The sequence below is a fragment of the Photobacterium aquae genome (assembly GCF_001029445.1).
Lineage (GTDB): Bacteria > Pseudomonadota > Gammaproteobacteria > Enterobacterales > Vibrionaceae > Photobacterium > Photobacterium aquae.
On the sequence record NZ_LDOT01000002.1, the window covers coordinates 632,737 to 647,402 of the forward strand.

General features: G+C 50.7%; 10 protein-coding genes and 3 tRNA genes. 9 read left to right on the top strand and 4 right to left on the bottom strand.

Going from position 1 to position 14,666, the window contains the following annotated elements; all coding sequences use genetic code 11:
• Nucleotides 1-95 precede the first annotated feature (95 nt).
• From ABT56_RS03415 to ABT56_RS03425, 3 genes are all read left to right on the top strand, one after another.
• Nucleotides 96-1,361: an outer membrane protein transport protein gene (locus tag ABT56_RS03415; protein WP_047877416.1), complete on the top strand. Its 1,266-nt coding sequence runs from the start codon at nucleotides 96-98 to the stop codon at nucleotides 1,359-1,361.
• Between the two features lie 349 nt (nucleotides 1,362-1,710).
• Entirely contained in the window at nucleotides 1,711-3,015 is a 1,305-nt protein-coding gene (locus ABT56_RS03420; RefSeq protein ID WP_047877417.1) for an outer membrane protein transport protein, read from the top strand.
• 245 nt (nucleotides 3,016-3,260) lie between these two features.
• A complete protein-coding gene (locus ABT56_RS03425) occupies nucleotides 3,261-3,905 on the top strand; it encodes a trimeric intracellular cation channel family protein (protein WP_047877418.1) in 645 nt (214 codons plus the stop codon).
• Nucleotides 3,906-3,978: 73 nt separating this feature from the next.
• On the opposite strand, the gene aroC is transcribed toward ABT56_RS03425, so the two are convergent.
• On the bottom strand, nucleotides 3,979-5,064 hold the full coding sequence (gene aroC / locus ABT56_RS03430) for a chorismate synthase (RefSeq protein ID WP_047877419.1): 1,086 nt from the start codon (nucleotides 5,062-5,064) through the stop codon (nucleotides 3,979-3,981).
• 259 nt (nucleotides 5,065-5,323) lie between these two features.
• Here aroC and ABT56_RS03435 point away from each other — a divergent pair, with 259 nt between their 5' ends.
• A complete protein-coding gene (locus ABT56_RS03435; RefSeq protein ID WP_047877420.1) occupies nucleotides 5,324-5,941 on the top strand; it encodes a DedA family protein in 618 nt (205 codons plus the stop codon).
• A gap of 58 nt (nucleotides 5,942-5,999) precedes the next feature.
• Here ABT56_RS03435 and rluF read toward each other — a convergent pair whose 3' ends face one another.
• From rluF to ABT56_RS03450, 3 genes are all read right to left on the bottom strand, one after another.
• Entirely contained in the window at nucleotides 6,000-7,157 is a 1,158-nt protein-coding gene (rluF, locus tag ABT56_RS03440; RefSeq protein ID WP_047877421.1) for a 23S rRNA pseudouridine(2604) synthase RluF, read from the bottom strand.
• Between the two features lie 207 nt (nucleotides 7,158-7,364).
• On the bottom strand, nucleotides 7,365-10,493 hold the full coding sequence (locus ABT56_RS03445; RefSeq protein WP_047877422.1) for a multidrug efflux RND transporter permease subunit: 3,129 nt from the start codon (nucleotides 10,491-10,493) through the stop codon (nucleotides 7,365-7,367).
• Nucleotides 10,493-11,578, bottom strand: a complete 1,086-nt coding sequence (locus ABT56_RS03450; protein ID WP_047877423.1) for an efflux RND transporter periplasmic adaptor subunit — start codon at nucleotides 11,576-11,578, stop codon at nucleotides 10,493-10,495. Before ABT56_RS03450 ends, ABT56_RS03445 begins: the two co-directional genes overlap by 1 nt.
• Before the next feature lie 234 nt (nucleotides 11,579-11,812).
• Between ABT56_RS03450 and ABT56_RS03455 the strand changes: the two genes are divergently transcribed.
• From ABT56_RS03455 to ABT56_RS03475, 5 genes are all read left to right on the top strand, one after another.
• A tRNA-Tyr gene (locus tag ABT56_RS03455) sits at nucleotides 11,813-11,897 on the top strand.
• A gap of 81 nt (nucleotides 11,898-11,978) precedes the next feature.
• A tRNA-Tyr gene (locus ABT56_RS03460) sits at nucleotides 11,979-12,063 on the top strand.
• A gap of 67 nt (nucleotides 12,064-12,130) precedes the next feature.
• Nucleotides 12,131-12,215 (top strand) — tRNA-Tyr (locus ABT56_RS03465).
• 1,317 nt (nucleotides 12,216-13,532) lie between these two features.
• Nucleotides 13,533-14,198 (top strand): winged helix-turn-helix domain-containing protein, encoded by a 666-nt coding sequence (locus tag ABT56_RS23190; RefSeq protein ID WP_053062368.1) that lies wholly within the window; start codon nucleotides 13,533-13,535, stop codon nucleotides 14,196-14,198.
• 25 nt (nucleotides 14,199-14,223) lie between these two features.
• Nucleotides 14,224-14,580 (top strand): hypothetical protein, encoded by a 357-nt coding sequence (locus ABT56_RS03475; RefSeq protein ID WP_157037768.1) that lies wholly within the window; start codon nucleotides 14,224-14,226, stop codon nucleotides 14,578-14,580.
• The last annotated feature ends 86 nt before the right edge of the window (nucleotides 14,581-14,666 follow it).

Here is a 14,666-nt window from a genome sequence, read left to right on the forward strand (position 1 = left end):
CTGATTTGCTGGTGATAAGGACACCAATACAATCTGCGCATCCTGCAGGAATTAGCAGAGATAAACATAAAAAATAATTAGGAATAACTATAAATATGAATAAGAAGCGTCTGTTTACAAAGTCTATGGTTGCCTTGGCCGTAACCGTAGCATCACAGCAAGCCATGGCAGCTGGCTTTCAGCTAAACGCACAATCTGCAACAGGCCTTGGCCGTGCATTTGCCGGTGATGCCGTGATCGCAGACAACGCCTCAGTAATGGCGCGTAACGCAGCAGCAATGTCATTGTTCGACAAGCCTGCTCTTTCTCTGGGTATCAATGCTATTGATACGGATATCCAGGTCAAAAATATCAAATACACCAACCCATTGTCAGGCAACCTAAACAGCAGCCAAGATGACCAGTCTATCGGTGATATTTCCCTTGTTCCTAACATCTACTACATTCACCCACTTAACGAAAAGTGGACTGTGGGTGCGGGCCTGTACTCTAACTTCGGTACCAAAACCGAATTCGGTGACGACTTCGCAGGTAACGAGTACGGTGGTCTGACAGATGTAAAAAGCGTCAACCTAGCCTTGAGCACCTCATACCGCATCAACCAGCAATGGAGTGTCGGTGGTGGCCTGGATGTTATCTACGGTACAGGTAAACTACAGCGTTCTAACAAGAGCATTGAAGGCGCGCTTGATTTCATCAGCGGCGGCAAGGCCCCTAAAGGCCAACTTCTGGATGTTGATGCTGATGGTATTGCCCTTGGCTGGAACGTTGGTACAGTTTTCGAACTGAACGAAAACAACCGTTTCGGTCTTTCATACCGCTACAGCCCAGAACTAGAAGCTGAAGGCGATATGTTCTTCAAAACCGACGGCGGCAATATCAGCGACGAGAAGCTGAAAATGCCACTGCCTGATATGGCTGAGTTTTCTGGCTACCACCGCCTGAACCAGCAATTCGCGGTTCACTACAGCGTACAGTGGATTGGCTGGAGCGCATTCGACAAGCTGGAAACAACGGGCGGCCGCGAACTAAACTCCTACAACTGGAAAGACGGCTGGCACTACGCGCTGGGCGGTACTTACTACATGAACAATGACTGGACCCTACGTGCCGGTTATATGTATGACACCAGCGCTCAGGACGAAAAGACATCTATCTCTGTACCTGACTCAGATCGCCAGTGGTTCTCCGGTGGTTTCACCTACCACCTAGACAGCAAGTCGAACATTGATTTTGGTGTGACTTACCTCGTCGGCAAAGATGTTGAAGTTGTAGAAAACAGCACTGGCCTAAGCCAAGTGTCTGCAACCACTCGCGCCAACGCTTGGCTATACGGTGTTCAGTACAGCCGTTCGTTCTAATTCAGCGAACAAAAAGCAAATTCTATAATCCAAGAGGGTGCCAACGGCGCCCTCTTTTTTTACAAAAATAAACCATTGATATTTAATGGTTATAGTCTAATACCTATAGATTAACTCGCTAATTCCAGCTAACACACCGTCGCCGAAAGTCATCTCACCTCGTACACATGTACGCTGAAATCTCATCCGACCAGATCGTAGTGAACAATATTCACCAGATAAAACACCAAATAAATAGGTAAAAATAGAATTTAAGACCTATTTGTATTTAAATCACAAGAAAAACTTAAAGCTTTTACTCTAAGGCGTATGATTTGCGCCACGTAATTTCAGCGAACAAAACAGACTGATGAACAAGAACAAAATCACACTTTCTTTGGCAGCGGCACTAGCACTGGGTATGAGTGCAAACACCATGGCAGCAGGCTTCCAGCTAGCTGAATATTCTGCGACAGGCCTTGGCCGTGCCTTTGCTGGTGAAGCGGCAATGGCTGACAACGCCAGTGCCCAGTTCCGTAACCCAGCCATGCTGGCTTACCTAGAGGGTACTCAGGTATCTACTGGTGCGATCTATGTTGACCCTAACATTGATGTTAAGGGCAATATCACCAGCCCATACCTGCCAGGTGCAAGCATCCCTACCGAAGCAAAAGACATTGCCCATGATGCTGTGGTTCCTAACTTCTATCTGTCGCACCGCATCAACGAACAGTGGGCGGTTGGTCTGGCCATCGCAACTAACTATGGCATGGAAACCGAACTAGGCGGCGATTTCCTTGGCACCATGTTTGGCGATCAGGCTAATGTTTTCTCCGTTGAGATCAACCCGAACGTTGCGTACAAAATCAACGAGCAGTTCAGCATTGGCGGTGGTGTTCGCTATGTGATGGGCGAAGGCCATATCGGCGCATCAATCCCAGCTAACCTGCCACCGAAACTGGATGCACTGGTCAACAAACTGGGCATGAGCGCACTGAAAGGCCAAGACCTGAAATACATGAAAGGCGATGATACTGCATGGGGCTGGCAGCTTGGTGGCGCATGGCAGATCAACACTGACAACCGTATCGGTGTAAACTACCGCTCAGCCGTTGACCTTAACCTAGAAGGCAATGCCTCAGGCCTAGGATACGGCAAGACACGTCCTGGCAGCATGGCTCTCAGCCTGCCGGCTACTGCTGAAATTGCCAGCTTCCACCAGCTATCAGACAAACTTGCCATGCACGCAAGTTTCAACTGGACCGATTGGAGCAGCTTCGACAAACTGGAAGCCAATATCCCTAGCTTCGGTACAGGCACCGATCTGATCAAAGAAGAAAACTGGGAAGACAGCTACCGCTTTGCCGTAGGTACAACTTACCAGTACAGCAACAAGCTGGCTCTGCGTACCGGTGTGGCTTACGACATGTCAGCGGTAAGCGACGAGCACCGCACCCAAACCATCCCAGAGACAGACCGTCTATGGCTGAGCCTAGGTGCAGGTTACCAGTGGTCACAGAACCTAAGCTTTGATGCCGGTTTCACATATATCTTCGCCAAAGATGCACCAATGACCGAAGAACTTGAAATCCAAGGCAAGAAAATTGCGGAAATCAAAGGTGAAACTACCGGCAGCGTATGGCTGATCGGTGTTCAGGCCAACTACCGCTTCTAAGCTGTAGGACAGAGCCATTAGGCCAATCCCCTAATCCCAAAAGGGCTGCAATATGCAGCCCTTTTTGTATCCACAGCTCGCCACCATATCAAGATTCATTCTGCCCAGTTACCCTACCTCTTCACAGCGTATTGCTGACAATGCATGAATTGAATTCATCCATAAGCCGAAACATTTCATTCGACCGCCAACTACTTGATTACTAGAATCACCCGTATTCCTAGCGCATTCAAAGTTATATCATCATGCTTTTAACGACTCTTTATATTATTGGTATTACTGCTGAAGCCATGACAGGGGCTCTCGCTGCAGGCAAACGTCACATGGATTGGTTCGGTGTTATGCTGGTTGCCAGTGCTACCGCTATCGGCGGTGGTACGGTTCGTGACATTCTACTTGGACACTATCCACTTGGCTGGGTTGCCAATCCTCAATACCTCGCCATTACCTGCCTTGCTGGCCTGTTTACCACCATGGTGGCCCCACTTGTGGTTCGCTTCCATAAAGTCTTCGTGATGCTAGACTCGTTAGGATTAATTGTATTCAGTATTATCGGTTGCCGCGTGGCGATGGATATGGGCCTGTCGCCATTGATCTGCATTGTCGCCGCAGTCGTGACGGGGGTGTTCGGTGGCCTGCTGCGTGACTTGATCTGCCGTCGCCAACCATTGGTACTGCACAAAGAGCTCTATGCATCCGTGTCGTTCCTTGCCGGTGCAATGTACTACGGAATGCTCTATGTGGGCATTGACAGTAATATTGTGACCGTCAGCACCCTTGTTGTTGGCTTCTGTATTCGAATGGCTGCGGTACAGTTTAGCTGGAGCCTACCGGTCTTTCACTTTGAAGAAAACGATACAGGCACTGCCGAAGCCAAACCCAAAGCATAAAAAAACGAGGAGCAAAGCTCCTCGTTTTCGTCTCGGTCTACAGCAACGCCCCTTTACAAACAGGCTTCACCCATTATATCTGAGGGGTCGCCGTGACGACTCCAGCATTCTGTCCCCGGTGACGCAACAGGTGATCCATCAGGGTAATCGCCATCATCGCTTCGGCAATCGGCACGGCGCGAATTCCGACACAAGGGTCATGGCGGCCCTTGGTGACCACTTCGGCACGCTCACCCTGTGCGGTAATCGTCTCACCCGGCACGGTAATACTTGATGTCGGCTTCATCGCAATATGGGCGACAATATCTTGGCCAGAAGATATCCCGCCCAAGATGCCGCCCGCATGGTTAGAAAGGAAACCATCAGGGGTCATGGCATCTCGGTGCTCGCTGCCTCGCTGGGCAACGACATCAAAGCCATCACCGATCTCTACCCCTTTCACCGCGTTAATGCTCATCAACGAGTGAGCCAAATCGGCATCCAGTCGATCAAAGACCGGCTCGCCCAACCCAACCGGAACCCGCTTTGCGACCACCGTCACCTTGGCACCGATCGAATCGCCTTCTTTTTTCAGCTTACGGATCAACTCGTCGAATGCCTCAACTTTATTGGCATCCGGACAGAAAAAGGCATTCTGCTCAATTTGATCCCAGTCGACCGAGTCAATGGCAATATCTCCCATCTGCGAAAGGTAAGCACGCACTTCGATACCATGCACTTGCTGTAGGTACTTCTTCGCCACAGCACCTGCGGCAACGCGCATTGCCGTTTCCCTCGCCGAAGAACGACCACCGCCACGATAATCACGGATACCATACTTCTGGTGGTAGGTATAATCGGCATGGCCCGGACGGAAAAGATCCTTGATATCCGAATAGTCTTTGGAACGCTGATCGGTATTCTCAATCAACAAGCCAATCGACGTCCCCGTCGTCCGGCCGTCAAACACCCCGGACAAAATCTTTACTTCGTCAGGCTCTCGGCGCTGAGTGGTATATTTTGACGTCCCTGGTCGACGACGATCCAGATCATGCTGCATGTCTGCTTCGGTCAGTGCCAACCCCGGCGGGCAACCATCTATGATACAGCCCAATGCCAAACCGTGACTTTCACCAAATGTGGTGACTCGAAATAATTGTCCAATCGTGTTGCCTGCCATGACTTCCTCTGTATTGTTCTAAGACTCGCCCTTGGGCAAAAAAGCCGCCCTAACTACATGCACCCTGTCCCTCTGTGCCGGCCAGTAGCAACTGCTTTCATCAATGAGTACATACTCTACATTCGCGCCAGCGATTGCAAGTAGGAATCGTCCCAACCACTTTCAGTAAAACACCCAGACAATTCCAAGGAGGCATATTCTGTTCCGGAAATATTGAGCGTATACTGATTTTTTTGACATCAATCACAAAATTCAAACTATGCTCGAGACCCTGCAGCACATCATCAATGAACTGGCCCCTTATCTTCACCAATATGGTTACGCGATTCTTGCGCTCACCATTGCGCTAGAGGGTATCGGGATCCCCACTCCCGGCCAGTCATTTCTGATTGTATCCAGTATTCTTGCCGCCAACGGTGAAATGTCCATCGAAGGCGTCTTGCTTGTCGGGGCATCAAGTGCCTTTTTCGGCAATATGCTGGGTTACCTTACAGGCCTTAAATTCGGCAACCTCCTTCTGAAAAAAGGCTGGCTAAAACCTCAGACCGAAACCAAGCTACACCAGTTCATTGGGCGATTCGGCCTTGTCGCCCTTCTCATCAGCCGCTTTGTCGAAGGGCTTAAACAGACCATGAGCCTTGGCTGCGGCATTGCCAAGATGCCTTTCAATACGTTTATTGCCAGCAATGCTCTGGCTACCACCATCTGGGTTACGGTATTCGGGATCGGCCCTGTCGTTCTTATGCACGAGCTTTCCCCATTCCTGAATTTCTACCACACACACCGAATGACAGTATGGTGTGCAGGAACCGGGGTTGTTGCCGCCTGCATTCTGAGCATAATCTGGTGGCAATATCGCGAACGACCACAGGCATAAAAAAACGGGAACCTTGAGGTTCCCGTTTCTGTCTATTCACGTAAGCAAGTGGCCTACTTTATTTACCCGGCACCCACTTCTGGATCCGGCTAGAACCACCGCTGCGTGGTTTGTCGTCACGGCCCGCCGGGCGATCATCACGCTGACCACGCTTGCCCTGACCCGCTTGCTCATCACGGTTACGGAAATGGCCTGGTTGTGGCCCACGGCCCGGACGAGGGCTACGGCGCTGTTCGTCACGATTGCCGCCGAAGCTACCACCGCGACGCTCATTGCGATCACCGCGGCCATGACGCTCGCCGCTTTCGCCACGATGGCGCGGCGCATCACCCTTGCCTTTGTAGGTCTTGTATTGAATCTTACCGGACGCCTCGCCATTGCCTTGCTGGCGGCTGTCGAACAATTTGGCATCGGTCGCCTTCTGAATCGCCTTGCCCTCGGCATCAACACGAGAGGCTTCTTCGGTTTTGCTCGAATCGGCAATCAAGCTGTGGATATCGGCGATCTCTGCATCGGTCAAATAACGCCACTTGCCGTTTGGCAGGCCGTCAATGCTGACGTTCATGATCCGCACTCGGCGCAGCTTGAATACGTCATAGCCCAATGCCTCGCACATCCGGCGGATCTGGCGGTTAAGGCCCTGCGTCAGCACAATCCGGAACGAAAACGGGGTTTCCTGGGTCACTTTACAAGGCAGGGTGACGGTATCAAGGATCTCAACCCCAGATGCCATCTTGTCGATAAACTCCTGAGTGATAGGCTTGTCGACACGCACCACATACTCTTTCTCGTGGTTGTTGCCCGCACGCAGGATCTTGTTGACGATATCACCGTCATTAGTCAGGAAAATAAGACCGTCTGACGGTTTGTCCAAGCGGCCAATAGGGAAAATACGCTTACGGTGGCCAATGTAGTCAACGATATTGTCTTTGATATGACGCTCGGTGGTACAGGTGATCCCGGCTGGTTTGTTCAACGCGATATAAATCGGCTGCTCTTTCGCACGCAGAGGCTTGTCGTCCACCAGCACTTCATCGCCCGGCATGACCTTGGTGCCCATTTCCGGCAACTTGCCGTTGATCGTTACACGTTCTTGGTCAATCAACTTATCGGCTTCTCGTCGTGAGCAATACCCGGTATCGCTGATATATTTGTTCAAACGAACGCCGTTGGCGTTACCGCCCTGAGCTGCGGATTGAGGCTGTTTATTTGGCATGGTGTTCTTCTATTCTCTGCGTTTCGCAACGCGATGTAAGGTTGGTGACTAATGCACTTTCCGGGCTATCGTACATCGACGTTCCCGGGTTGGCGCTATTCTAGCAATCCCCTTCAATTTTAGAAAAGAAAAGCTGCAAACAAAAAGCCGGCATCTATAAATAGAGACCGGCCTTATTCTACGGCTTGGCAGAAATGCTTACATAAATTAAGCCGTTGCTCCCTTGTCCTCCCCAGCGCCATGGGCAGAGTCGTCCTGCAGTGCTTTTTCCAGTTGCTCGGCAACATACCCCGGAGACTTGGTATTTGCCGCCATCAGACGGTACATTGCAGGAATCACAATCAGGGTCACGAAAGTGGCGAACGCCATACCGAAGAACACCACAACCCCAACCGCAATGCGGCTCTCTGCGCCGGCACCTGTCGAGAAGATCAACGGCACCGCGCCAAACAGGGTGGTAAATGCCGTCATCAGGATCGGCCGCAGGCGGCGCTCGGAGGCATCGATGATCGCCTGCTCAAACGCCACGCCCTTATCACGCAACTGGTTGGCAAACTCAACGATCAGGATCCCGTTCTTGGTTACCATTCCGATCAGCATGATCATACCGATCTGACTGAAAATATTGAGGCTTTGTCCCATCAGCAACAAACCGGCCAAGCCACCGAATATCCCCATAGGTACAGTTAGCATCACCACCATCGGGTTGATAAAGCTCTCGAACTGGGCAGCCAGAACCAAGTAGGCCACAAGCAGTGCCAAGCCAAATACCATCAAGATACTGCTCTGGTTCTCTCGGAAATCCTTGGACTCACCGGCATAGTCAATCACGATATCGCTCGGCAACATCGACAATGCCTGCTCATCAAGAAAATCCAACGCCTCTCCTAGGGTATAGCCAGGGATCAAGTTCGCCTTGAGGGTGATCGATTTCTGCTTCTGGTTATGGCTAAGACGCTGAGCCGATGCAACTTCCTCGACCTCGGCCAGCGACTCCAGCGTAATTAGCTGGCCATCTCGGGTACGCACGTAAATCTGGCTCAAATCCGAGGCGTTGTTGAAGCTGTTTTCGTCACCGCGCAAGTAGACATCATACTCCTCACCACGATCGACGAAGGTTGTTTCGCTCCGGCCACCCAGCATCACCTCCAACGTCTCGGCGATATCATTGACCGGGATCCCCAACTCCGCAGCGCGCTGACGGTTCACCGTCACCACCAGCTCAGGCGTGGTTTCCGCATAATCCAGATCGACGCCTTCCATCATCGGGCTGGCCTCGGCGATCACCTTCAACTCACTGGCCCATTTGAACAGCTCGGCATAATCCGCCCCGTTAAGCACAAACTGGACAGGCTCCGATGAACCGCCCCGGAACCCCGGCATAAACGGCCATACCCGGATATCGGGGATCCCTTGCAGGGCCTTACGCACCATACCCAGCGCCTCAGTGGCGCTCATGTCACGATCTTCCCAGTTCTCCAGCTGCATGATCACAAAGCCAGTCTGGTCGCCAGCTCGACCGCCGAAGGCCGGGGTCTGGATAGAGACCGATTTCAGAACGCCCTTGCCGACCATAGGCAGCAGGCGGCTTTCCACTTCTTCGATATTGCCCACCATCCGGTTGTAGCTGGTGCCCTCTGCACCTTTGACGAAGGCAAAGATCACACCGCGGTCTTCCTGCGGGGCCAACTGCGACGGAACAGCCTTCATCAACACCACACTCAAACCGATAAAACCCAGCACGATAAACGGCGCGACATAGCGATGGCGAACCGATACCGTCACGACTTTGCGGTAACCCTTCTCCATTCGACCAAACATCCGATCAATCAGAAGATTGAAACGGCTTGGCTTCACATTGGCCTTAAGCAGCTTACTACCCAATACCGGACTCAGCGTCAGTGCCACAATCGATGAGAAAATGACTGATACCGCCAGCAAGACCGAAAACTCGGTAAACAGCGGGCCGACCATACCGTCCATAAACGAAATCGGCAGGAAGACCATCACCAGCACCACGGTTGTCGCAACAACGGCGAAGCCCACTTCACGGGTTCCCTTGTAAGCGGCCAGCAATGGCGGCTCACCCTTTTCGATATGATGGTAAATATTCTCAACCACCACGATGGCATCATCGACAACCAGCCCGATAGCCAGGATCAGCGCCATCAAGGTCAGCAGGTTGATCGAAAAGCCGAGGAAATAAGCCACCATGAAGGCTGAAATCAGCGATACGGGCACGGTTACTGCGGGGATCAGGGTTGCCCTTGCTTGGCCGATAAAGATGTAAAGCACCAATACCACCAGCAAACCCGTGACAAACAAGGTGCTGTAAACTTCCTGAATCGAACGGTCAATAAACACCGTCGAGTCATAGTCGACAAACAGAGAAGTCCCTTCCGGCAGGAAGCGCTGCATCCGCTCAACCTCGGCATAGACATCATCAGCCACATTCAGCGGGTTGGCATCGGTCATAGTCACGATACCCAAGCTCAGGTTGGCGATGCCGTTATTCTTGAACGTCGCATTCTCATTCTGGGCGCCGATGGCAACGTCAGCCACATCTTTGAGATAGATCGGCGAACCATCACTGGCCGTGCGCACCACCAGATATTCAAAATCGCTGGCATCACGATATAGGCGGGCAGTCCTGACAGACATAGTAGTCATATCATTGCGCACCTCGCCGCCAGGCAGCTCGACATTCTCCTGATTGAGGGCATTGACGATATCTTTTGTCGTCACCCCACGTCCGGCCATCTGCTCAGGTTTCAGCTTGACGTACATCACCCGGTATAGTGCACCGCTAAGATCCACCGAGCTCACCCCGTTGATCAGGCTGAAGCGATCCACCAGAACCCGTTCGGCATAGTCGGTCAACTGGGTCCGGTCCATTGTCCCCGATGTCAGGTTGATATAGAGCGCCGATTCGCCGCTGCCGTTATCCTTGGAGACAATCGGATCATCCGCCTCATCCGGCAGACGACGCTGGGCGCGGGATACCGCATCGCGTACATCGCTGACCCCTTCGGTCAGATTCCAGCCCAGTTCAAACTCCACCGTGATCCTCGACATGCCGTTACGGGTTGTCGAGGTTATGCTTTCGATACCGCTGATCCCCGATAGCTGATCTTCAAGCACTGTGGTGATCCGGCTTTCCATAATAGAAGCCGATGCCCCTGAGTAACTGGTCGATACCGTCACCACTGGGTTTTCGACATCCGGCATCTCACGTACCGACAGCTTGGTAAACGATACGATACCAAATACACACAGCAACAGGCTCAGTACAATCGCCACAACAGGGCGCTTCACCGATACATCAGACAACCACATCAGACCTTATCCCCGTTGTTCGGTGATTTCCCCGCCGTCAGATCGTTCACCTGCACCCCGTCGCGCATGTTCACCAGGCCCTGGACCACAATACGGTCGCCGACCGTGATACCAGACTCAATCATGACCTCGTTTTCCACCCGCGCCCCCAATTGGACTTCGGTGCGGTGGGCCTTACCCGCATCATCAACCAAGTAAACAAAACGCTTGGTACCTGAATACTCAAGAGCCTGAACAGGGATCACGGCAGCATCCTGCGGCGCAAATCCCAGCTTAGCCACCATCATCATCCCCGGCTTAAGTCTGGCTTCTGGATTATCCAACGCGACACGAATCCGGATATTGAGCGAATCGGGCTGTACCCGCGAATCAATCGCCGTCAGTACGCCGTCAAACTCACGCCCCGGCCATGCCTGACTTGTGGCAGTGACTTTCATCCCCTCGCGCAAAAACGACAAATATTGCTCGGGTACTTGGATATCAAGGCGCATCGTCGACAAATCATCAAGCGAGAACAGCTCGCTGCCCACCGTCAGCATGTGGCCTTCGCTGAAATCAACCAATCCGACCGTCCCGGCAAACGGGGCATGAATCGCATGATCGGCCAACTCCGCTTCAGCGGCTTTCAAACGAGCCTCGGCAATATTGACACTGGCCTGCTGGGCATCAATCTCCGTCTGGGTAATCGCCCCTCGGGTAGCCAGGCGCTTATATTCGCCCAGCTTGCGCTTTTCATCGGTGAGGTAAGCATTTGCTTCGGCATAAGCCGCCTGAGCCTTGGCATCATCCAGTTGCACCAGCAGCTCACCTTTCTTAACCTGGCTGTTCACGCCAACTACGATACGCTCAACCTTTGCAGCGACCTCCGTCGCCAAGTTTACTGAACGTTGTGCCTCCAGCTTACCCACCAATGATAAGGACTGGCTCACCGGATGCGAGGAAACCACACCCGTCGTTACAGGGATCTCACGGGCAGCTCCGGGACGAGCCTTTGGCTCAGCGGCAACCGACTCACCGTGGAAGTACACATAACCGCCACCTGCTAACGCGGCGGTCACCAACGCCGCAACAAGGACTTTTTTCATTCTTGAATCCATTATTAGAAAACTGCGCAGATGATATCTGATGGAATAGCGAAACGGGGTAAAGAAGTGTAAAGATAAGCAATATTACGTTTACGTGTTGCGAACAAGAGTTGAAAAACAACCAAATCGTCAACCACACCAACAAGATGACGAAAATAACAGCAAGCAGTTAAGCTATTCGCAGAAAAAGGTTTACAGTAACGCTAAGTTTGCTAATATTCGCCCCGCACTTGTGGAGGGGTTCCCGAGTGGCCAAAGGGAGCAGACTGTAAATCTGCCGGCTCCGCCTTCGATGGTTCGAATCCGTCCCCCTCCACCATTATTCTTGAAAGCCGTTTATATCTTGTGTATGGTACGTCTTTCCGCTAGTTGAGATAACTCCTAGCACACTGAACCCTGTGGAGGGGTTCCCGAGTGGCCAAAGGGAGCAGACTGTAAATCTGCCGGCTCCGCCTTCGATGGTTCGAATCCGTCCCCCTCCACCATCATTCAAGAAAATTGCCAATGCGATTTTCGAGGTCGATAAGACCATAACAATTTGCAACACCCCGTGGAGGGGTTCCCGAGTGGCCAAAGGGAGCAGACTGTAAATCTGCCGGCTCCGCCTTCGATGGTTCGAATCCGTCCCCCTCCACCATCATTCAAAGCCAGTTGCGCAAGCAGCTGGCTTTTTCGTATCTATTACCTAACACACGATAACCCTCATCACATCACCTCTTAGCCGCCATCGAACCTGTTTCTCTACGTTTCCAACGCGCTACAAACCCGCACATTAAATTGAATATACACAGTCACCCACATTTACCCTAGCGCGAAATACCCACCTTCCCATCTGTTATGGTCCCGGCGAGATCCGCCTCTGTCCGCTTACAAAAACAGACGCATAAAAGAGGGTTGCGCATCGCCCTTCAGCAATAGTTATCACTTTTTAGAACACTGACGACTTTCGTCATAATAGATATTCGGCGCTATAAAAACCTCACCAACACGCACTAATATCATCAACTCAAATGCCACTAAGTGCATGTTTAAATTAAGATTAACATGCTTATTTACATTCATTTAGTGTCAATCTAAATGACAAATAAATTAACTAATCAAATGTAAGTTTGCCCAAATGCAATCGCAACGTATTCTGACTTCGAACTTGAGGTATCGCTTCAATGTTCGTTGGCTAATTTACTGTACTTTATTTATGAGCAATACACGCAATCACCTATCACTCAGGGGGAATGAACCGTCACTTTTGACAGTACCAGTTTACAATCCGACTATTGCTACCATTCTACATTGGCAATACACGGTTTTGGGAAGGAACGGTTGCAGTGAAGAATAGCAGGCAACTTAATATCCAAGTCAAAAAGTTACATGATGAACACCTCCTGCGTGTAAAGAACAAGATGATCTCTCACATGGAGAGCCGAAAAAAGTTAGCAACCCAACACGCTGACTTTAACAGGGCGACTCGTTGATCATTGGGCTCTGCCCACAACGAAGATACTTTTGGAATGAGTATCTCTCTATGTGACATCTACTGGTGATTATTGGGGAAAGGATATCCCCCCTTTTTTGCTCCTCTCCCTTCTTTATACCCGATGCTCTCCTCCCTCCTCTCGCAACATCTCAATGCCTTGCCGTACATTTTTTAACCCGCCTCTCTTTTTTCTCAGAATCCCTACCCATAAAGCCACGCAAATATCGACTAAAATGCAACCTTATTTTCCATTATGTGTCTGTTTTTACATGATGATAATGTTTTTTTTAGCTGGAAATAAACACTCTAAATAGACATTGCATGATTTATCAGACAAAATCCCTCACTTTTACTCATACAGTACAGTACAAGTATTAACCCCAAAGCGATAAATACCGACCAGACATACAAAATACAGAAACGACTGGTTTACCTCGCTTATGCAACATTAGCTAACACCGCCCGAACGGAGACACTTGCTTGATCGATCTTAATTCACGGTCTTCATACTGTGTGTTGGGAGAGCTCTATTGGAGCTTTACCTCCCAATCACTGTATAAAGTATCCACCGATACTCAGGCCCAAGCCGAGCTGGTTAAGCTAACCAGCAAGCAAAAAGCCTTGCTACAATGCCTGATCGATGCCTACCCGAAAGTAATCGATAAAAACGATATCATCGAAGCGATATGGGGCAGCCATGCAATTTCACCAGAAAGCCTGCCACAACTGATCAATCGGACTCGGATTGCGATAGGTGACAGCGACAAGTCTGTCATTATCAACCACCCAGGCACAGGTTACTCCATTGTCATTGATGATAACCGCCCTGAGTTAGAGGCTCGTCCAGCACTGCAGGTCTGTGCAACAGAACCTGATGCCCCTGCGCCTGCGCCTAAATGCAATGTTCAGTCTCCCAAGACCCATACCGCAGCCATCTTCACCATCGCGGCGGTGCTCATTGGTATCACCCTGTTCAACGGCTACAGCCTTGCGAGTGCTATTTGGTACAAAAATGTATTCCATTCATTTTTCAATGCCGTGCCATACCAGAAGATTGAAAAGAACGACAACACCAATGAACTACGAGTAATTCTCGATGACAGAACCTGCACTTATAACAAAACTAACAAGATTCTTTTTTGTTAAACGCTACCCGCTCATTGCGATGGTCGTGATCGTTAACATCGGATTGCTCGGTAGCACTTACTTGCAAGAGAATGTATTGGTTGGCACCGTTGAAAGAAATGGGATCAGCAGTACGACCTATATCAAGCAGTTCCGCAACAGCTACCAGTTCAAAATGTCGAACAGTGATATCCACAACGACAGGATGCAAAACGATACTTGGCACTATACGTTTGAGTTCAGTCGCCTTGAACGCAACCGTTACTTGCTGGTCAACGAAGATGACGATACCCATCTGTCACGCCATCGTATTTTCGAACTGGATAATACATGCAGCTTGGTATTTCGTGGCCCGGAAAAAAACACATCCAGCAATGTGATGCTTTTCTGCCAGCAAGACTAACCTTCCGACAGTCCCACTTTCAGGGTTGATCACATGATCAGCCCTTTTCACCCCTCCCGCTATATCCAAGCAACCTCCGCTAGCCT